This window comes from Nocardia sp. CDC159 (assembly GCF_023740735.1).
Taxonomy (GTDB): Bacteria; Actinomycetota; Actinomycetes; order Mycobacteriales; family Mycobacteriaceae; genus Nocardia; species Nocardia pulmonis.
Window position 1 is genome coordinate 1 of sequence record NZ_JAMRXH010000018.1, and the last position, 15,797, is coordinate 15,797.

Genomic DNA, 15,797 nt, shown 5'->3' on the forward strand with positions numbered 1-15,797 from the left:
TGTGGACGGCCGCGGCTATCTTCGTACTGGATCGACCGCATCGTTCGAACTCCTCGAATGACTCTGGCCTTGCTCGGTCAGGGCTCGATCTCCTCACCATCGGCCAGCAGTCGCACCGTGAAACCGAGCGCGGCGGCGGTTCCGCCGATGTTGCGAAGGACGTCCAGCAAGGGCGGCAAGTCCTCGGTTTGGTTGGTGGCTGCCGTGATCTCCAAGGTGATGTTTGTGCCGTTCGCGCGGTTGCTCATGGCCGCGCGGGCAGCGTCCTCATCTTCCCAGCGCCGCACCGATTCGGCGGTTGCCCAATACCGCCCGCGTGGGTTGGAACCGAGTACGTTTCGCCACACGTGTCGTGCATGGAATTCGGGGCGGCTGCGGTCGCTGGTCGGCGGGTGCCGGTCCAGCCATTCGCGGCCGGTGCCGACGATGAGGACGCCGGTTTCGGCGAGGCGGTCCAACGAGCGGCGGAGCTGATAGAAGGACACGATACGGCCCCACAGGTCCGTATCGGATTCCTGCACAGGCAGTTTCGGCGGCTGGATGTCGTGTTGTCCGGCGGCACGGATGGCAATTTCCAGAATCGAGCGCGGATGATCGCCAAGTAGCCCCGTGCCCGTGTCCGAGGGGTGCAGTGCCCGGATGATGTCGTCGTCGGACGGGACGAACTTGCTCATGCGCGCTGAATGCATTAGTCCAGTCTCTTTCTCATGCAATGGGTTCGGCGGGAATCTGGCGTCTCCTGGTCCGTGTGACCCCTCCATTATGTCTTACGTGCTGGACTGAATCAAGCGGTTTCAACAGGATTGCGCTCCGAAGTTCGCGACCACCTCCCAGCCCGGATGTCATACAGCCGTGCCCGCGAATAGCCCGTCTTCTCGCTCAGCTCGGCCACAAGCTTCTCGACTGTCCCCCGCTTGGCTGCCTTGAGTTTCCGCTGAATGAAGGCATATACGGCGTTGCGTGCCTCTTCCTCCATGGCCACGGTACCGGCATGGGTACGTAGCAGGAGGATGAGCTGCGCTTCGTCGTCTGGATTCATGCACGAATCATACCCGATAAGTCCAACGCGCTTGACTTTGTCGACCGCGTTGGACATAATAGATACATCAGCAGGACAGGCAAGGAGCCCGAGATGACCGCCACCGCCCCCAGCTTCTCCACCACCAATGAACGTGTCGTTCGGCGCGGAAGCAAGGAGTACGCGCACGTCCGAGCCAACACGATCGCCGCGACGTATTACGCCGACAGGCGCTCCGCGGGTACCTCAGCGAACCTCGCTCATATGTGGGAGAGCTTCGACGAACTCCGATTTGCCGGGTTCAACATGTATTTCAGTTCCGATGGTCGGTATCGACTCGTCGGCCACTCGTCCAGCTTTCTGCTCACCGTCGCCGAGCTTCAGATGTCTACTGCCGCCAAGCCCCGCCGCACCGCAAGGAAATTCGCAATGACCGCCCCGCTGACCCTGGACGATCTGCATGTAGGTGCTGTCATCCGCACCCGTACCGGCAAGTTCGATGGCGTAGTAACCATGCTCTGTCCGGCCAGCCCGCCCGAGGTGCTGGCGGCCTTCGACGCGGGCGAGCACCGCGGCCCGGTCCGTCGTCGCGATTTCGTCGAGTACCGGACGCTGAGAAACGGCAAGCCGTTCGGGCCGATCCGGACCGCCGCGCCAGGCACATTGACCCTGATCCGTTCCGCCGAGTCCGCCGCCGAACACATCCGCGCCGAGCTCGGGGCGGCTACCTCCCAGCGTCCCCCGCTCGACGCCCACACGATTCCCGGCCACTCCGTCTGCGAGGCGCACGCTATGGGCGGGCTGTGCCCGTCCTGCCAAGCACGGTGGGACGCCGAGGAGATGCAAGCCGAATTGGATGCCCTCTCGCCTGCCGAGCGGACCGCTCGCCGCTGGCGGAACGCGCAAATGCGGATAAGCGAGCGCAGGGCAGACGCCAACCCCGCCAACAACCCCCCGTTCTAGTCGTTTGCGTCGCGCCGAGACTCCAACTCGACCCAAGCGTTTGAGCGGGGGTTATTTCCCCTGGTAGTCCGTGCAGGCAGGCCACCAGCTGCGCATGTCCGGCCCCCACGAACCACGCGAGTTCGTTACCCGGGCTTGCTCGCACTTCAGGAACGTCGAATTGCCCGCGCCGGTGCGGTAGAGGTAGCGGCAGTGGCGGCAGCGCAGGCCGGGGCCGTCGCGGTCGCGAGCCGCATCGGGGTGCAGCGGTAGGCGAGTGCCGGGATTGAGCCCCGCGGCGATGAGGTCAGCTTGCCGGAGTGTCTTCTGTGCGTCTTTCCCCAGGCCCTCGAAACGGTTCGGTACCGGTTCGAGGGCGGGAAACAGTCCCGGTTCGTCGGTCATCGGTTCCAGGCCCGGTGCCGGGCTGTCGCCACGTGCGCGGGATCGGTACGGTAGCAGCGCCATTCACGATCCGTCACCACCCACTCATCGTTGACGAGTCGGAACCGTATCGGTTTGGTCGACCCGATGAATCCGCCCTTGTTGTAGTAGGTGTGGGGCCGCCCCGTGATGGTTTCGGCGATGCGGCGGGCGCGTTTCACGGCGCGGCGGTGGCGGCGGCGGCCCGCGCGGTCGTTCATCGCCGGGAAGTTCAGGATGTTCCGGCGGCGCTGGCCGCGGCTCATGGCCACACCTGACAGGACAGGGTGGGGGCGTGGTAGATCGGCAATTCCAGGGTGGCGATCGGGTAGTGCAGCAGTCCCAGCGCCACGAGCAGGGTCCGGATGTCCATGCGGTTCTCCTCGGGGAGGGGGTGTTATTTCTGGCGGTGGACCATGAGGCTGTGCCCTGGCCCGGTGGTGAATTCGATGGTGGATGTGGCTGGCCAGTCCCAGGTGCGTGCCACCAAGCCGCGCAGCTGCTCCAGGTGCAGTGGGCCGGGGATGCCTGCGACGCCGCGGGTGGAGTCGGTGGGGTGGTCGGTGGGGTGTAGCAGCGCGGCCACGGCGGCGTCGACTTCGGAGCGGGTGGCGGTGTGGGGCAGGGGTGGGGACTGGCGGCCCCCTGCCCAGACGGTGAAAGTGCCGCCGGTCGCTGTCGGGGTTCGGCGGCGGCGGGTGTGGATGCCGTAGACGTTGGCGCTGCCGTAGGCGGCGGCGGACGCGAGGAACCACCATTGCCTGCTGTGGATCGCGTAGGCGATCCACAGCAGTTGCACGGCCAGCCCGATGCCGGGTCCGAGCAGCGATGTTGGGTGCCGGTAGACCAGGAACAGGCCGGTGACGCCGATAGCGGTCAGCGTGAACGACCACCACAGGCTGATCATCGCCGTCGTCTTCCGGTTCCGGGGTCGTCGAGGAACGCCTGTGTCAGCGCGGCGACGACAACTTTCACTTCGCTGGCCATCAGGGCGCGGTCGCCGCCGGAGGGGTGGACGTGCACGCGGACCATCCCGGAGGGGGATACCGTGGTGTCGGCCTCGTTGTGCAGGGTGTCCCGCACAATCTGCGTCCAGGTGGTGATGATCCCGGTTTGTGTGGTGGGGTCGAATTGCTCCCAGGCCGACTCCCATCCGGCCCGGCTGGTCACGTCGTCCAGGATTTTGGACACGATGCGCGACGCGGGGGACGGGTCGCGGTGCAGCGCGTCCAGTAGGTCGTGGATGTCGCTGGTCATGGCGCATCTTTGCGGTTCAGGGACGCGGTGAGTATGACGCCGACGATGTGGAGGGCTTGGCGTTCGGAAAACCCTTCTCCCACCAGGGCGATATATGCGTCACGGCAGGCGCGGGCGAGTTTGCGGGAGTCGGCGGACGGCTCTTGGCGGGGTGGGGTGGTGGAGGGGTTCATGGCAGAGGGGTCTTTCGTGCACGGCCCTGGCCCCGGCAGCCGCCGGGGCCAGGGGTGGGGGTGGTCAGGGCATGGGGTCGATCGCGGCCGGGGCGGGACCGGTCACCACGAGGTGTCCAGCGTCCGCGTCGAGGCTCGTTTCGATCTGGTCGGTGAGGTTGCCGAATTCGGTGTCGATCACGTCGTGCAGGCCGATCAGTTTGTAGCCCAGGCGCAGCCCGTTCGCGGCGATGCGGTAGCGCAGGGCCGCGTTCAGGGCCACCCGGTCACCGCCGCGCCAGATCGGGATGTACAGCATGAACGTCGCGGGGACTTCGATGTCGGCGGCGCGACCGGCCTTGGCGGTGACGGTTTCCAGGTAGCGGAAGCGGACCGCGCCGCTGCTGAGCCGCGCGCCGCTCTCAAATTGGACTTCCTTCGTGGCCTCGAACGTCTGGGCCAGTTCGAGCATGTCGGCGGCGGCGGGGTCGACGATATCGGGCACGCCAGCTTCGATCAGTTCGGCGAAATCGGTCTGCCCCATGAGCTTGTCGTGGTTGTCGGTCCACCGTGTCCACGGCTCGGAATGCTGGAGTTGCAGCACGATCCGGTGGTCGCGCCATCCTTCGAAATTCACCACTGCGGTGACCCGTGCGCGTTGATCGTCAGCGAAAATCACCGATCCGTGATGGCGGGGCTGGCGCAGCAGGCGAAGGAAGCTCTGCGCGCTGGTGACGGTGCTGGTGCCGCGCGGGCGTTGCGGCTGGTGCTGGTACGCCTCATACGAAGCGGCCTCAATGTTCGCGTCATCGGGGACAACGTTGACGTGCAGCTCGAACGGGGACGGCTGGATCGTCTGCCCGTAGCGCCGTGATTCACGGGCCAGCTCCGCCACGGCGTGCGCCTCGGTGGTGGCAGAGGTGGGGTTGTCGGCGGTCACGCGTTTTCGGCCTTTCGGGAGATGACATGGACATTGGTGCCAGGAAGTTCGAGCTGTGTCGGGTCGCGCCGCGACGGGTTGCCGTGGGAGTCGACGAACCACAGCGACGAGTCCCGTTCGACCGCAGGCAGTTTCACGGCCACGCGGTCATCGATCAGCAGCATGTCGGTCTTGGGGTGGCGACTGACATGGATTGTGAGGGAGACACTTCCGGACTTGCCGGTGTCCCGCACCGCGGCGATCAGGTCGTGCAGGGCTTGGCTGACCTCGGAATGCACGACGCCTTTACGTAGCTCGGCAAGGAAATCGGCGAAGGGGCGGATGTAGACCTCATCACTGCTCATGGTTTGGCGTCTCCTGGTGGTGGGGGTGCGGGGTGGGCGGCGGGGTTGCGTCCCGGTCCGTGCGCGGACGGACGCATAGTCGACGGGGGCGGTGCAACCGCCGTCACGTCGCGTTCTTGGTGAGGTGCCAATACCCGCACCGGCATTTCTCGGCATGGACGGGCAGACGGCGGCGGCGGTCGGTCTGCCAGTGGGCACCCATCGACTTTTCCGCGTTGACTTGGGTGCGGAATCGTCGCGCACCGGGGCGTGGGCAGGACAGGGGTTGCGCCGCCATTTTCTCGATGTGCCGGTTGATCTCGGCGCGGGCGTTTTTCAGTTTGCGCCTACCGGCGGACTCGCGTCCGCACGCACACATCGCGATCCAGCCGCCCTCGCGTATCTGGCGCGCCCCGGCGTACTCGTGGCGGTCATTCATCGTTGACCCAAGGCCCGACCGCGCGGAGCTTGACCTGTACGGCGCTGACCCGGCCCTGCCGCCGCTGGGCGGCGCGGAGCCCGTCTGCTGTGTGGCAGGCGGTGCCCCGGTCGGGGGCCGGGTCGATGCGGGTGTCACCGTGAATGTCGGTCCAGCTGACGCCGTATTGGACGTGTACAGCGAGATCGGCGGTGCGGTCCAGCGCGGCCAGCATCAGGCGGGCGATGGTCTCGATATCACGGGTGTGCAGTGGATGACCGTTGACCATGTCCACCACCCCGTCACCCCACCCCGCCACGAAATCGAGGAGGCGGCGAGCAGCAGCGGTTGCATGGTCAATCGCTGTGTCCATGTCCGGTTCCTTCCGGGGTGGGTGACGGTTCGATCCGTCCAGCTGGATGTCACGCTACCTTGTGACGTGTGTACGGTCAATGAGTGTCGGCCAACGTGTGGGGCCGGGCGGTGTCGAGCAGGTAGTCACGAATCCAGTTCGCCAGCTCCTGCATCAGGTCGGCGTCCCCTATCGGGTACGGGCCAACCAGGATGTTGTCCGAGGTGTCGACCACGGCGACCCGATGATAGGAGTCCTGTACGACATGGATATCCAGGGGCCAGCCGGTCAGTTTCGGCATGTCGGTTCCTTCCGCTTCGGTGACGGTTCAATCCGTCCGACAAATTCGTATGCTACACCTTTGAATGTGTATAGTCAATGACTGGTTACGCGGTGTGTTTCCGCAGCTCAGCCAGATAGCGCAATACCTGCCGCTCCGATATCCCCACTCGCTCGGCAATCTGCCGCGCCGTCAGGTCGCGGCGCATCTGTTCCTTGACCCGTTCACGCCGGTCACGCGCCACCGTGCGCGCCGTTATCTGGGCCGGGCCGCTCGGCTGCACCACCACACGGGGGTCGTCGATATCGAGGCCATCCCAGTCCAGCGGCGCGGGCCAGCCGCGGTCTTGAGCCTCGCGGCGCGCGAGCTTGGCGCGACCGCGCGTGCCCGGCGTCCCGGACAGCCGTTCGTAGGCATCACGGACTGCCACCCAGGTATCCCAGGGGATCAGGGTGCGCAATCGGCCCGGCCGCGTGAGCTGGGACAGATTGCTTTGCGTCAGACCGGTCTGTTCTGACAGCGCTACCCAGGTCCAGCCGATCCGGTACAAGGCGCGCAGGCGGCGGATCGCGCCCAAGGCGAGGACGAGGCCCTGGCGCTCGTTGGGATGGTAGGTCACGGCCATGATCGCGGTAGCCTGCCGGATACGCACCGTTGCCCACCGCCCATGGCGTATGTCGACTACACAGTCGGCGGTACATCCGGCGTCACGGGCGATCGACGCGCACGGCAACCCGAGCGCATTCAATGACGCGATGTGGTCCCGAATCGGTTCGAACGGGACGTAGCCCGGTGCGCCGCCGTAGCGGGTGCGCAGCTCATACCGCGCGAGCTTGCGGCCCCGCGGCGTGAATCGGCTGCGAGTAGACATCACGCCCCTTCCTCGAACAGCGGCAATGTCGCGTCGGCGGGCTGTCGTCGCGGGCGGCGGCGGGCCGGGCGCAGCACCACGATTTGTGGGGGACAGGGGGCACCGCAGCGGCGGCGCATCTCGGCCAGCTGCTCGATCAGCGTGGCGCGGGTGTCTTTCAGCCGCTCCACCTCGCGCACCAGATCGGTGATCGCGGCCGGGGAGATCCGGGCGGCGCGGGCGCGGCTCTCGGCCGCCGCTTGCGCGCGCTGCGCCTCGAGCAGCCGCGTTGTGAGCACCCCCACCGGCTCCGACCGCGCCATCTGGACGGTACGCCGCGAGCAGTGCAACCAGGCGGCGATGGTGTCGGTGGTGTGCCCGGCCGCGGTGAGATGCGCGATGAGCCAGGGTTTCTCGTCGGGATGGAGCTTGTGGTAGCGGACGCGCCCGGCGATGGCCGATTCGATCAGCATTTCGTCGGGCTCCCACCGGGGGTGGTGCAGGGGTACGACGGTCACGGGTGTCACCTCCATGAGCGGGATCTGATCGTCATCGCGGGTCACGGGCGGCCCCGGCGCGGCTCGGACGGGTCGGGGCCGCGCTGGTAGTAGCCGGGCTCTGCCTCCTCGCGGCGGCGGCCCTCCCGGATCATCCGGGCGGCCTCGGTGACGCTGTCGGGCTTGACCGGCCGGAGCTGGTGGGGGTCGTGGCGGCAGCGGATCGCCCACCCGTACCGGTCATCGGGATCGATCACCCACCCGTACTCGTCGCAGTACGGGCAGCTACGCGACCCGTGGGGGCCGTACACCTGCTCTTTGGGTCCCAGATAGGTGCCGGGCGGGGGAGGCGGATACCGGCGCTGTGGGTCGCTCACGTGGTCACCCCAGGGATCGGTGCCGGATTGGGGACCGGCAGATCGGCCGGTCGTTGGCGGGTCCAGCGGGCGCGCCCGAAGCGGCGAGGTTTCGCGGCGAGAGCGGCACGAAACGCGGCGACAGCGGCTGCCCGCGCCGCGTCGTGGCGGTGGTCGCAGCTGCCGCCGTCAGGGCGGCGGCCCTCGTCGTCGCAGTCCTCGCAACCAGCTGCCGCGGCCAGACGCCGCTGCCGCGCCGCCGCAGCGGCCTGGGCCGCCTGCGCCCGCACCGCCTCCTGCCGCGCCGCCGCGTCGGCGGCGGCCCGCTCCTCCTCCCGAGCCGCGGCGGTGAGCCGATACCAGCGGCACGCCCCGCACGGCTGTGGTGTGCCCAGAGGGTGGGCGGGGCAGGTGGTGGGCAACGGCGACCCCACGCCGTCCGGGAGCTGCGTGCCCGACGTGCACGGTCCTCTTGTTCCCCCTGGATCTTGATAGCTCTCGATCAACCCCCCGCCCCCCTCGTCACCAGTGACGAGGGGGCTACCGGTTTTCGCGCCGGTCACCGGGGAGGCCGTGGTCGTCGCGGGCACCGGGGGCGCGGCCGGTGCGCCCGTGCCACCGGTCACCATTTCTGACGAGCCCCCCTCGTCATTTGTGACGAGGGGGGTACCGGCATCCGCGCTGTTCAGCAAGTCCGCGAGGGGCTGCCACAACAGCAGATAATCGTTGCTGGATTGGCCGCCGTCTGTACGCCACCGCGGGCGGCAGACCAACGCGCCCAGGCGGCGCAGCTCCCGCAACGCCCGATCGACCGCCGACAGCGACATGCCGATCATTTCCGCCAACGTCTTGCGCTTCGGGAACCCCTGGCGTGACTTGGCGTTCATGCAGCGCGCGATTGCACCCCACACTTTCATTGCCGTACCGCTGATTCCGGCCTCGATGAGCCAGTGCGGCACCTGAGCGAACCGCACGCCCCGCGGGCGCACGGCCGCGAAGTCCCACAGAGCATCGGGCAAGAAGCCTGGTGACGGTTCAGTCCGTCGATCGGTCATGATTGTTCTCTCTCGCCGGTCGGAACGGCCCCGAGCCACACTGCTAGGGGCCGCCTGTATTCAGTTGTCGGTCAAGACCTCACGGGGTTGCGGTTCAGCGGGCACTGGTCAGCTCCTGCTGCTCAGTGGCACGCACGCGCTCGACAGCGGTCAGAAGGATGTCGCGGACCGTAAGGCCCTCGTCGGTGGTGATATCGAGATAGTCGGCGTCGCGGGCCAGTGCCCACGCGGCGTTGATCTCGTCGCGGGTGTTGGCGGCCTTCGCCTGGGTGGCCACCTCCGACAGCTCAGGTCGCGTCGACAGAGGACGGGCCTGTGTCCCGTCCCCGCAGCCAAGCAGATCGAACACCAGCCACTCCAGGCTGAACTCCGGCAGCGGTTGGGGCTGGTCGACACCGGGCCGCACCCGATGGTTGACCGACCACAGACCCACGATGGTGGGCGGGGTGTCCCGCGTCATCCGCACCCAGGCCGTGGCCTGGTAGGAGATGGATTTCTGAGCCTCGACCCGATATTCCTTCTCGCCCTGGATCGGGTTACCGCCCGCGTCGATCACCGCCACCTCTTTGCCGCGGGCGGTCATCACCACCGGCCCGGGGAACGTCATCAGCAACCGCATCAGCTGTTCGTGGCGGTCGTTGGCGTCGTTCCACAGATTCGTGGATGGCCGGATCTCGAAGTTCGGGTCATCGGCTAGCTTGCGCTGCGCCCAGCGGGACGACCGGGCACGCTGGTGCACCCAGTCCTTCAGCAGCGCCCACAAAGCCGTCATCGAATCGATGACCAGCAGTACCGGCTTCTCCCCGGCAGCGAGCGCCTGACGCGCCTCGGCATGGGCCTCGGTGACCTGACCAAGGATGTCGTGCCACGTGCCGTCATGCATGATCACGTCGTAGTCCGCGCCGGGGATCGCGGCGTACTCGTCGGCGATGCCTTCGCCCAGATCCAGCCACAGTGACCGGCCGATCCGCTCGCTGGCGGTGAATTCGGCTGCTGCCCAGGACTTCCCGGATTTCTCAGCACCCTCGAGCAGGATCAGCGGCCACGACGGCGCGCCGGTGGGCTTGCGCGTGCGCAGTGGCATCACAACTCCAGCGCGAGCGCGGGCGGGGCGGCGGCCAGCAGCTCCTGAATCACCTGCCGCACGGCGGGTTTCACGGTCACCGATAGGGTGGCGGTGCCGGGCTTTCGTACGGTGCCGGGCACGTCTTGGTGCCGGGCGGTGCGCAGCGCGGCCGTGATCACGGCCGCCGGAATCGTCACCTCCTCAGTGACCAGGTGCGGGGCGTGTTCGACCAGGACGGCGGCGACTTCGGCGCTGTCGCCGAACACCAGGTGCCGCTCCAGCTGGTCGTGGTAGCGCTCACGCACCCACGCTTCGAAGGCTTCGGGGTCGATCACGCGTGCGACGGGGTCCGGGTCGGATTTGGTCACTGAGCCGAGTACGACACCGGTCCGGGGATCGTGACCGGCCAGCCGCGAGCCCCGCGAGATGTACTGCGACAGAGCGGATTTCGCGGCAGATTTCCGCTTCTCGATCTCGGTCAGCAGCTCGTGATAGACCACGGCCCGCACTACGAGCATCGCCGGATCGTCTTGGTGCGCAACAGGGCTGGTCATGCCACACCCCGCCGGTTACGGGCCTCGTATCCGTCCGGGTCCTTCATGTACATGCGGACCTCGCGATCCAGGTATCGAACCCGCGACGCGGCCTGCGATCCCAATTTCTGGAATCGCGGCCCCCGGCGCTCGCACCGCCACTTCGCCAGCGTCATCGGATGGATGCCCATAAGGGCGGCAGCCTCCCGGTTGGTCAGCCACTTCATTGCCTGTTCCCTTCTCGACAAGGGAAACGGGGTAGCCGAACCGGTGGTAGGCAGATGCCTTGGTGTCAAGCGCCCTACCAGGGCGGTGGTGTTGCGCCCAGGTAGGCGCGTTGATAGCCTGACATCACCGGTGCGGCCGATCTTCCCGTCTTCCGCGTCGGTTTTTTGGTTACGTGATGGGGCTGGTGGAGTGGTGTCCGCCAGTCCCTCACAACTATAATGGATTATAGTTCGTCCGCAAGGCCGCTCTCTCCGCCTCCGGCTCTCTCTGCCTCCCTCTTCTCCAGCTCGTCCCGCCGAATCTTGTAGATCATCGGTTCCGACAGTTGCGCAGCCTGGGCTATCGTGGCCCGGCTGATGTTGGCTTCCACGGCCGCGAGGATGAGCCTGTCTCTTTCCTTGTTCAGTTCTTCCCGCTGTCTCACCACGGCGGCGATCTGATCCAGGATCTGCTGCTGCCCCTGCGTCATCCCCATGGGGGGAGACTACCGGCCCGTCGTCTGGGAACGCGCTGCCTTGGTGTGGGTGCGCTCATAGGAGCGGACCGTGTCCGCTGAGATCCGAATCCGGTTACCGATCCGCATGTGTGCGATCTCTCCCCGTGCGGCCATGCGCTGAACTTCCCGCGCGGTGATCCGCCAGGCCCTCGCCACTTCGGCGGCGGTGAGCCATTGCGTTGTGGCCGTTGTCATTTCGGCACCTCGGGCGCACGACCGAAATCGGAGGTGAACAGCACGCTCACGGGGGTGTGCAGCGCCGCGGCGATCCGGCGCGCGCTGCGCTCGGCGCAGGTGTCGCGGCGGCCGGACAGCAAATGGTCGATGAAAGAGTGGTGAACCCCCCCGCGGTTCGCCAATTGTCTTGTCGATAGCCCGTTTTGGTGCATCAAAGCTCTCAACGTGTCCGCCGATCTCAGCCGCATTGGGCTGTCCACCCCCTCACTTCCTGGTGTCCCGATCCAGTCGCCGCTATTAGAGGGCATCCTTCCGGCCAATTCAACGACATTCCGGGTGAATCGTCAACTATCAGTATGGATACGGCAAACGACTGGTAGGCGCTTTATAACCGTTGATAATCCGCGCTATGGTGGCCGCTAGCAGGTAGGTGCCGTAAAGCGGCGCATGACCGGTTGGTAGGCACCAACCAGCACTAAAGATAGGAGGGGTCCGATGACGCTTGATCAGCTGATTCGCATGGCGAAGGGCGGACGCTCCTATGCAGCGCTCTCCAGAGACACGGGAGGCACGCTGGGGGCGGCCCGCTGGCAGCAGCTTGCGACGAAGCCGCTGAGGGGATTTCCCGACCCTTCATCTATCGCCTCGATCGCGCAAGCGTTACGCGTGCCCGAACGCACCGTGGTCCTCGCCATCGCGGAATCGCTTGGGTTACAGGTGGACCCGCAGCCCGCGCTGGTCGACTTGATACCCGACCGGGCGCGGGACCTACCCCCGGCCTGCATCGCGGCCGTGCTCAGCACGGTGGACGCCATGCTGGCGATGCAGGAGGCGCGCGCCGAATGAGCAACAAGGGCGACGGATGGATACAGACCAAGGTCCGCACCTACCCATCCGGGCGTAAAACCACGACATACATAGCGCGTATAACTCCTCCCGGGCAGAAGGAAATCACGAAATCTTTCCAAAAGAAAGGACGCGTGAATGAGCCTGGGACAGCGGCACATTGGCTCTCGGTGCAGCAGGAGGAAATTCGTAAACGACGATGGGTCAATCCATCGGATCGGCATTGGACGGTTGCGGAATGGGCGGTTACTTGGTTGAAATCTCTCACCGGGATCGACCCCGAGACCCGCAGCTTGTACCGACGCGTCGTAGATCTCGACATCATACCGTCCGGTCTGGGTGACGAACCGCTTGAGGAGATCGACAACATCCGTATGGGCGTATGGATGAACGAACTGGCCGAACGGAAATGGTCCAAACGGAAACTGTCAGCGTCGACAATGCAGGGCCGCCGGACCGTCCTGGCAATGATGTTCGCCGCCGCGATGGACGCGGGCGCATACCGCGGCGGCTCCAACCCCATGCGCCGGGTCCGCGCCCCAGGGGCAGAAGACCTCGAGGTCGAACCGATCGACCCCGGCGAGCTGCCCACCCCCGAGCAGGTCTGGCAGCTCTACGACGCCGCCGCCGTCTGCCCGCACCTACGCGAGCAAATCTTGGTGACCGCCGGGACCGGACTGCGCCCGGGCGAGCTGCTGGGTCTGCAACGCAAGAACATCCGCGACCATGAGATCCACGTGGTGCGACAGCGCAAATTCAAGAATCCGGACGTGGTGTTCGGTAAGCCCAAGACCCGCAAGGCCCGCCGCCGCGTGCCCTTCGGCGACGAGGTGGCCGCCGCGATCAATCGCCACATCGACGCGGCCCCCTACGAGATCGGCCCGGATGATCAGATCTTCCGGTTCGGCGACGACGGGGCCGATTGGCGGCGCTCCACCTGGGCCGACCACTGGAACCGCACCAGACGCGCGGCCGGACTGCCCACGCTGAAGTTCTACCTGCTGCGCCACTACTACGCCTCGGTCCTCATCAACGGCGGGGCGTCGCCGAAATTGGTGATGGAGCGGATGGGGCACAGCTCATCGAAATACACCCTCGAGCGGTACGCGCGGCTGTGGCACGACAGCGAGGAAGTGACCCGAGCGCTGAGCGACGCCGGTCTCAAACGGGACGGTAACGGGACGATAGGCCCCGAGGGGCGATGACTACCGGCGGCGGTATCGGGTACGGTATGGCCCGCGTGAGGGAAAGGTCAGGAGATGACGATCGACTGGAATATGCTGCGCGAGAAAGCATTCGAAGCCATGGGCAGGGCGTACGCCCCCTACTCGCGGTTCCCGGTGGGGGCCGCCGGACTGACCGACCGCGGCGTGTTCACCGGATGCAATGTGGAAAATGTCTCATACGGATTGGGCCTCTGCGCCGAATGTGTACTCGTCGGTAACTTGATCGCCTCGGGCGGTGGGCGTTTGCTGGCGGTTGTCGCGTGCGACTCGCGCGGCGAGACCCTGATGCCGTGTGGGCGGTGTCGGCAGGTGCTTTATGAGCACGGAGGTGCGGCTTTGCTGGTAGACCATGGGGATGGGCCGCGGCCGCTCGGCGATTTGCTACCCAGTGCCTTCGGGCCGGATGATCTCGCGGCCGGGCAGCAATAGGTGTGAACTTCGGCACCAAATTCCGGTGTCGGCGACTTTCGAGGCGTCGGCGGCATGTGTGGCTGTGCTGGCCGCCGACGCCTCGGGGCTCCAATCTCCCAGTGCTACAACGCTTTACAGCTACCACTCGTAGTCATCAGGAGTAGTCCTCCTCGGGGGCGGCTTCGATCTCGGCCTCGGTGGGCGGGCTGGCGACGGGCAGGCTGATCGGAGGAATGTCGAGCCGCTCCATGATCAGGGCCATGCCAGCGCCGAGATTGTTCAGACCGTCGAAGAGCCGGTTGTTGGCGAGTTTCAAGCCTTTGACGTCGCGGCACAGCTCGAGGATCGAGGTGCCGTGAGACATCTCGACATCGGTCATCCGACCTTCGAGCTTGGTTACGCGGTGGTTGAGCTCTGTATACGACATGCATCCCCCTTCTTTGTTTCCGAGTGGCAGCGAGGTTACCTCGGCTCACGGCCCGTTACCGCGTGTCGACCGGAGGCGCGCGTGAAGATCGACAAGCGCATCCCATGTGGGATCCCACCGTGGTCCGGCGGGCGATCTGACAGGCTGGGGGGATGGTGAGTGTGCATTCTGCGGTGTCGGTGATCACGACCAAGCGGGACGGGGGTGAGCTCGGCGACGATCAGATCGATTGGGTGGTCGATGCTTTCACCCGGGGTGAGGTCGCCGACTATCAGATGTCGGCGTTGGCCATGGCGATTCTGTGCCGGGGGATGAATCGGCGGGAGATCGCGCGGTGGACTCGGGCGATGATCGAGTCGGGGCGGCGGATGGATTTCACCGATCTGCCGCGGCCGACGGTGGACAAGCATTCGACCGGAGGTGTGGGGGACAAGATCACGCTGCCGCTGGCGCCCCTGGTCGCGGCGTGTGGGGCGGCGGTGCCGCAGCTGTCGGGGCGGGGGCTGGGGCATACCGGGGGGACGCTGGACAAGCTGGAGTCGATTCCGGGGTGGAAGGCCGACGTGTCGGTGCCGCGGATGCGGGAGATGCTGGCGGATCCGGCGATCGGGGCGGTGATCTGCGCGGCGGGGGCGGATCTGGCTCCGGCGGACAAGCGGCTGTACGCGCTGCGCGATGTGACCGGGACCGTGGAGTCGATTCCGCTGATCGCCAGCTCGATCATGAGCAAGAAGATCGCCGAGGGCACGGCGGCGCTGGTGCTCGACGTCAAGGTCGGGGCCGGGGCGTTCATGAAGGATATCGACGATGCCCGCGAATTGGCGCGCACCATGGTCGAATTGGGCACCGACGCCGGGGTGCGCACGGTCGCGCTGCTGACCGGGATGGATACCCCGCTCGGCCGCACGGCGGGCAATGCGCTGGAGGTCGCCGAATCGGTGGAGGTGCTGGCCGGTGGCGGGCCCGCCGATGTGGTGGAGCTCACCGTCGCGCTGGCGGGGGAGATGTTGGCGCAGGTCGGAATTCACGATGTCGATCCAGCGGCGGCGCTGGCCGACGGGCGGGCGATGGATCACTGGCGGGCCATGATCGCCGCGCAGGGCGGGGATCCGGACGCGCCGCTGCCGCGGGCCAAACATGTCGAGGTCGTCAAGGCCGAGCAGAGCGGCACGCTGACGCGGTTGGACGCCATGGGCGTCGGCCTGGCCGCCTGGCGGCTCGGGGCGGGCCGGGCCAAGCAGGGAGATCCGGTGCAGTTCGGCGCGGGTGTCGAAATGCATGCCAAGCCAGGTGATTCGGTGACCGCCGGGCAACCGCTGCTGACGTTGCACACCAATACGCCCGAGGCCATTCCCGCGGCGCTGGAGGCGCTGCGCGGGGCGTATGTGATCGGGGCCGAGTCGGGGGTTGTCGCACCGGTGGTGCTGGAGCGTATTGCTTTGTAAGCGGGATGTAGGACACGCAGCGCCGCGAACCAGGGTTGCCGTATCGGAGGTCAGCGGCTACGCCAAGGGAGCGTCAAGG

At 66.5% G+C, this 15,797-nt stretch carries 27 protein-coding genes; 5 read left to right on the forward strand and 22 right to left on the reverse strand.

All coding sequences use genetic code 11. The features are described from left to right. Window positions 1-77: 77 nt before the first annotated feature. Both NDR87_RS30025 and NDR87_RS30030 read right to left on the reverse strand, forming a co-directional pair. Window positions 78-674 (reverse strand): hypothetical protein, encoded by a 597-nt coding sequence (locus NDR87_RS30025; RefSeq protein WP_251917133.1) that lies wholly within the window; start codon window positions 672-674, stop codon window positions 78-80. Window positions 675-784: 110 nt separating this feature from the next. Further along, complete coding sequence (locus NDR87_RS30030) at window positions 785-1,039, reverse strand: hypothetical protein (RefSeq protein ID WP_251917136.1); 255 nt, start codon at window positions 1,037-1,039, stop codon at window positions 785-787. Window positions 1,040-1,132: 93 nt separating this feature from the next. On the opposite strand from NDR87_RS30030, the gene NDR87_RS30035 reads away from it, so the two are divergent. Then, complete coding sequence (locus tag NDR87_RS30035) at window positions 1,133-1,981, forward strand: hypothetical protein (RefSeq protein WP_251917138.1); 849 nt, start codon at window positions 1,133-1,135, stop codon at window positions 1,979-1,981. A gap of 51 nt (window positions 1,982-2,032) precedes the next feature. Here NDR87_RS30035 and NDR87_RS30040 read toward each other — a convergent pair whose 3' ends face one another. The 19 genes from NDR87_RS30040 to NDR87_RS30125 all read right to left on the reverse strand — a co-directional run bounded on the left by NDR87_RS30040 (window position 2,033) and on the right by NDR87_RS30125 (window position 11,671). Beyond that, on the reverse strand, window positions 2,033-2,365 hold the full coding sequence (locus NDR87_RS30040; RefSeq protein WP_251917140.1) for a hypothetical protein: 333 nt from the start codon (window positions 2,363-2,365) through the stop codon (window positions 2,033-2,035). Next, window positions 2,362-2,649, reverse strand: coding sequence for a hypothetical protein (locus tag NDR87_RS30045; protein ID WP_251917141.1), 288 nt, complete (start codon window positions 2,647-2,649; stop codon window positions 2,362-2,364). Before NDR87_RS30045 ends, NDR87_RS30040 begins: the two co-directional genes overlap by 4 nt. Window positions 2,650-2,780: 131 nt before the next feature. Beyond that, window positions 2,781-3,290, reverse strand: coding sequence for a hypothetical protein (locus tag NDR87_RS30050; RefSeq protein ID WP_251917143.1), 510 nt, complete (start codon window positions 3,288-3,290; stop codon window positions 2,781-2,783). Further along, window positions 3,287-3,640 carry a hypothetical protein gene (locus tag NDR87_RS30055; protein WP_251917145.1) on the reverse strand — a complete coding sequence of 118 codons (354 nt, stop codon included), beginning with the start codon at window positions 3,638-3,640 and terminating at the stop codon, window positions 3,287-3,289. The genes NDR87_RS30050 and NDR87_RS30055 overlap by 4 nt, the downstream gene beginning before the upstream one ends. Window positions 3,641-3,877: 237 nt before the next feature. Further along, window positions 3,878-4,732, reverse strand: a complete 855-nt coding sequence (locus tag NDR87_RS30060) for a DUF2303 family protein (RefSeq protein ID WP_251917146.1) — start codon at window positions 4,730-4,732, stop codon at window positions 3,878-3,880. Next, on the reverse strand, window positions 4,729-5,076 hold the full coding sequence (locus NDR87_RS30065) for a hypothetical protein (RefSeq protein WP_251917148.1): 348 nt from the start codon (window positions 5,074-5,076) through the stop codon (window positions 4,729-4,731). Before NDR87_RS30065 ends, NDR87_RS30060 begins: the two co-directional genes overlap by 4 nt. Before the next feature lie 103 nt (window positions 5,077-5,179). Further along, entirely contained in the window at window positions 5,180-5,494 is a 315-nt protein-coding gene (locus NDR87_RS30070; RefSeq protein ID WP_251917150.1) for a hypothetical protein, read from the reverse strand. Beyond that, window positions 5,487-5,846 (reverse strand): hypothetical protein, encoded by a 360-nt coding sequence (locus NDR87_RS30075; RefSeq protein WP_251917152.1) that lies wholly within the window; start codon window positions 5,844-5,846, stop codon window positions 5,487-5,489. Before NDR87_RS30075 ends, NDR87_RS30070 begins: the two co-directional genes overlap by 8 nt. A gap of 76 nt (window positions 5,847-5,922) precedes the next feature. Further along, the gene (locus tag NDR87_RS30080; RefSeq protein WP_251917153.1) at window positions 5,923-6,126 is read right to left on the reverse strand and encodes a hypothetical protein; all 204 of its coding nucleotides are present in this window, start codon (window positions 6,124-6,126) and stop codon (window positions 5,923-5,925) included. Between the two features lie 85 nt (window positions 6,127-6,211). Beyond that, a complete protein-coding gene (locus NDR87_RS30085) occupies window positions 6,212-6,976 on the reverse strand; it encodes a hypothetical protein (RefSeq protein ID WP_251917155.1) in 765 nt (254 codons plus the stop codon). Next, window positions 6,976-7,473 carry a hypothetical protein gene (locus NDR87_RS30090; protein ID WP_251917157.1) on the reverse strand — a complete coding sequence of 166 codons (498 nt, stop codon included), beginning with the start codon at window positions 7,471-7,473 and terminating at the stop codon, window positions 6,976-6,978. The genes NDR87_RS30085 and NDR87_RS30090 overlap by 1 nt, the downstream gene beginning before the upstream one ends. Before the next feature lie 41 nt (window positions 7,474-7,514). Then, a complete protein-coding gene (locus NDR87_RS30095) occupies window positions 7,515-7,829 on the reverse strand; it encodes a hypothetical protein (protein WP_251917158.1) in 315 nt (104 codons plus the stop codon). Beyond that, window positions 7,826-8,827: a helix-turn-helix domain-containing protein gene (locus NDR87_RS30100; RefSeq protein WP_251917160.1), complete on the reverse strand. Its 1,002-nt coding sequence runs from the start codon at window positions 8,825-8,827 to the stop codon at window positions 7,826-7,828. The genes NDR87_RS30095 and NDR87_RS30100 overlap by 4 nt, the downstream gene beginning before the upstream one ends. A gap of 130 nt (window positions 8,828-8,957) precedes the next feature. Beyond that, window positions 8,958-9,947, reverse strand: coding sequence for an AAA family ATPase (locus tag NDR87_RS30105; RefSeq protein WP_251917162.1), 990 nt, complete (start codon window positions 9,945-9,947; stop codon window positions 8,958-8,960). Beyond that, window positions 9,947-10,483: a hypothetical protein gene (locus NDR87_RS30110; protein ID WP_251917164.1), complete on the reverse strand. Its 537-nt coding sequence runs from the start codon at window positions 10,481-10,483 to the stop codon at window positions 9,947-9,949. The genes NDR87_RS30105 and NDR87_RS30110 overlap by 1 nt, the downstream gene beginning before the upstream one ends. After that, on the reverse strand, window positions 10,480-10,689 hold the full coding sequence (locus NDR87_RS30115; RefSeq protein ID WP_251917166.1) for a hypothetical protein: 210 nt from the start codon (window positions 10,687-10,689) through the stop codon (window positions 10,480-10,482). Before NDR87_RS30115 ends, NDR87_RS30110 begins: the two co-directional genes overlap by 4 nt. A 224-nt stretch (window positions 10,690-10,913) precedes the next feature. Continuing rightward, window positions 10,914-11,165: a hypothetical protein gene (locus tag NDR87_RS30120; RefSeq protein WP_251917167.1), complete on the reverse strand. Its 252-nt coding sequence runs from the start codon at window positions 11,163-11,165 to the stop codon at window positions 10,914-10,916. 9 nt (window positions 11,166-11,174) lie between these two features. After that, a complete protein-coding gene (locus tag NDR87_RS37945; RefSeq protein ID WP_372494338.1) occupies window positions 11,175-11,381 on the reverse strand; it encodes a helix-turn-helix domain-containing protein in 207 nt (68 codons plus the stop codon). Next, window positions 11,378-11,671 (reverse strand): helix-turn-helix transcriptional regulator, encoded by a 294-nt coding sequence (locus NDR87_RS30125; RefSeq protein WP_308212171.1) that lies wholly within the window; start codon window positions 11,669-11,671, stop codon window positions 11,378-11,380. The genes NDR87_RS37945 and NDR87_RS30125 overlap by 4 nt, the downstream gene beginning before the upstream one ends. Window positions 11,672-11,858: 187 nt before the next feature. Between NDR87_RS30125 and NDR87_RS30130 the strand changes: the two genes are divergently transcribed. Genes NDR87_RS30130 through NDR87_RS30140 form a run of 3 tightly spaced genes read left to right on the forward strand, consistent with a single transcriptional unit; the run spans window position 11,859 to window position 13,864 of the window. Beyond that, the gene (locus tag NDR87_RS30130; protein WP_251917169.1) at window positions 11,859-12,209 is read left to right on the forward strand and encodes a hypothetical protein; all 351 of its coding nucleotides are present in this window, start codon (window positions 11,859-11,861) and stop codon (window positions 12,207-12,209) included. After that, complete coding sequence (gene xerC / locus NDR87_RS30135) at window positions 12,206-13,414, forward strand: tyrosine recombinase XerC (protein WP_251917171.1); 1,209 nt, start codon at window positions 12,206-12,208, stop codon at window positions 13,412-13,414. Before NDR87_RS30130 ends, xerC begins: the two co-directional genes overlap by 4 nt. A gap of 54 nt (window positions 13,415-13,468) precedes the next feature. Beyond that, window positions 13,469-13,864, forward strand: coding sequence for a cytidine deaminase (locus NDR87_RS30140; protein WP_251917174.1), 396 nt, complete (start codon window positions 13,469-13,471; stop codon window positions 13,862-13,864). A gap of 136 nt (window positions 13,865-14,000) precedes the next feature. On the opposite strand, the gene NDR87_RS30145 is transcribed toward NDR87_RS30140, so the two are convergent. Then, window positions 14,001-14,225, reverse strand: a complete 225-nt coding sequence (locus NDR87_RS30145) for a hypothetical protein (protein WP_251917176.1) — start codon at window positions 14,223-14,225, stop codon at window positions 14,001-14,003. A 209-nt stretch (window positions 14,226-14,434) separates the two neighbouring features. On the opposite strand from NDR87_RS30145, the gene NDR87_RS30150 reads away from it, so the two are divergent. Further along, window positions 14,435-15,718 carry a thymidine phosphorylase gene (locus tag NDR87_RS30150; protein ID WP_251917341.1) on the forward strand — a complete coding sequence of 428 codons (1,284 nt, stop codon included), beginning with the start codon at window positions 14,435-14,437 and terminating at the stop codon, window positions 15,716-15,718. Window positions 15,719-15,797: the final 79 nt, after the last annotated feature.

Coding starts and splice junctions, on each gene's coding strand:
- NDR87_RS30025 (WP_251917133.1), bottom strand. CDS start 674: ATGAGCAAGTTCGTCCCGTCCGACGACGACATCATCCGGGCACTGCAC.
- NDR87_RS30030 (WP_251917136.1), bottom strand. CDS start 1,039: ATGAATCCAGACGACGAAGCGCAGCTCATCCTCCTGCTACGTACCCAT.
- NDR87_RS30035 (WP_251917138.1), top strand. CDS start 1,133: ATGACCGCCACCGCCCCCAGCTTCTCCACCACCAATGAACGTGTCGTT.
- NDR87_RS30040 (WP_251917140.1), bottom strand. CDS start 2,365: ATGACCGACGAACCGGGACTGTTTCCCGCCCTCGAACCGGTACCGAAC.
- NDR87_RS30045 (WP_251917141.1), bottom strand. CDS start 2,649: ATGAGCCGCGGCCAGCGCCGCCGGAACATCCTGAACTTCCCGGCGATG.
- NDR87_RS30050 (WP_251917143.1), bottom strand. CDS start 3,290: ATGATCAGCCTGTGGTGGTCGTTCACGCTGACCGCTATCGGCGTCACC.
- NDR87_RS30055 (WP_251917145.1), bottom strand. CDS start 3,640: ATGACCAGCGACATCCACGACCTACTGGACGCGCTGCACCGCGACCCG.
- NDR87_RS30065 (WP_251917148.1), bottom strand. CDS start 5,076: ATGAGCAGTGATGAGGTCTACATCCGCCCCTTCGCCGATTTCCTTGCC.
- NDR87_RS30070 (WP_251917150.1), bottom strand. CDS start 5,494: ATGAATGACCGCCACGAGTACGCCGGGGCGCGCCAGATACGCGAGGGC.
- NDR87_RS30075 (WP_251917152.1), bottom strand. CDS start 5,846: ATGGACACAGCGATTGACCATGCAACCGCTGCTGCTCGCCGCCTCCTC.
- NDR87_RS30080 (WP_251917153.1), bottom strand. CDS start 6,126: ATGCCGAAACTGACCGGCTGGCCCCTGGATATCCATGTCGTACAGGAC.
- NDR87_RS30085 (WP_251917155.1), bottom strand. CDS start 6,976: ATGTCTACTCGCAGCCGATTCACGCCGCGGGGCCGCAAGCTCGCGCGG.
- NDR87_RS30105 (WP_251917162.1), bottom strand. CDS start 9,947: ATGCCACTGCGCACGCGCAAGCCCACCGGCGCGCCGTCGTGGCCGCTG.
- NDR87_RS30110 (WP_251917164.1), bottom strand. CDS start 10,483: ATGACCAGCCCTGTTGCGCACCAAGACGATCCGGCGATGCTCGTAGTG.
- NDR87_RS30115 (WP_251917166.1), bottom strand. CDS start 10,689: ATGAAGTGGCTGACCAACCGGGAGGCTGCCGCCCTTATGGGCATCCAT.
- NDR87_RS30120 (WP_251917167.1), bottom strand. CDS start 11,165: ATGGGGATGACGCAGGGGCAGCAGCAGATCCTGGATCAGATCGCCGCC.
- NDR87_RS37945 (WP_372494338.1), bottom strand. CDS start 11,381: ATGACAACGGCCACAACGCAATGGCTCACCGCCGCCGAAGTGGCGAGG.
- NDR87_RS30125 (WP_308212171.1), bottom strand. CDS start 11,671: ATGCCCTCTAATAGCGGCGACTGGATCGGGACACCAGGAAGTGAGGGG.
- NDR87_RS30130 (WP_251917169.1), top strand. CDS start 11,859: ATGACGCTTGATCAGCTGATTCGCATGGCGAAGGGCGGACGCTCCTAT.
- xerC (WP_251917171.1), top strand. CDS start 12,206: ATGAGCAACAAGGGCGACGGATGGATACAGACCAAGGTCCGCACCTAC.
- NDR87_RS30140 (WP_251917174.1), top strand. CDS start 13,469: ATGACGATCGACTGGAATATGCTGCGCGAGAAAGCATTCGAAGCCATG.
- NDR87_RS30145 (WP_251917176.1), bottom strand. CDS start 14,225: ATGACCGATGTCGAGATGTCTCACGGCACCTCGATCCTCGAGCTGTGC.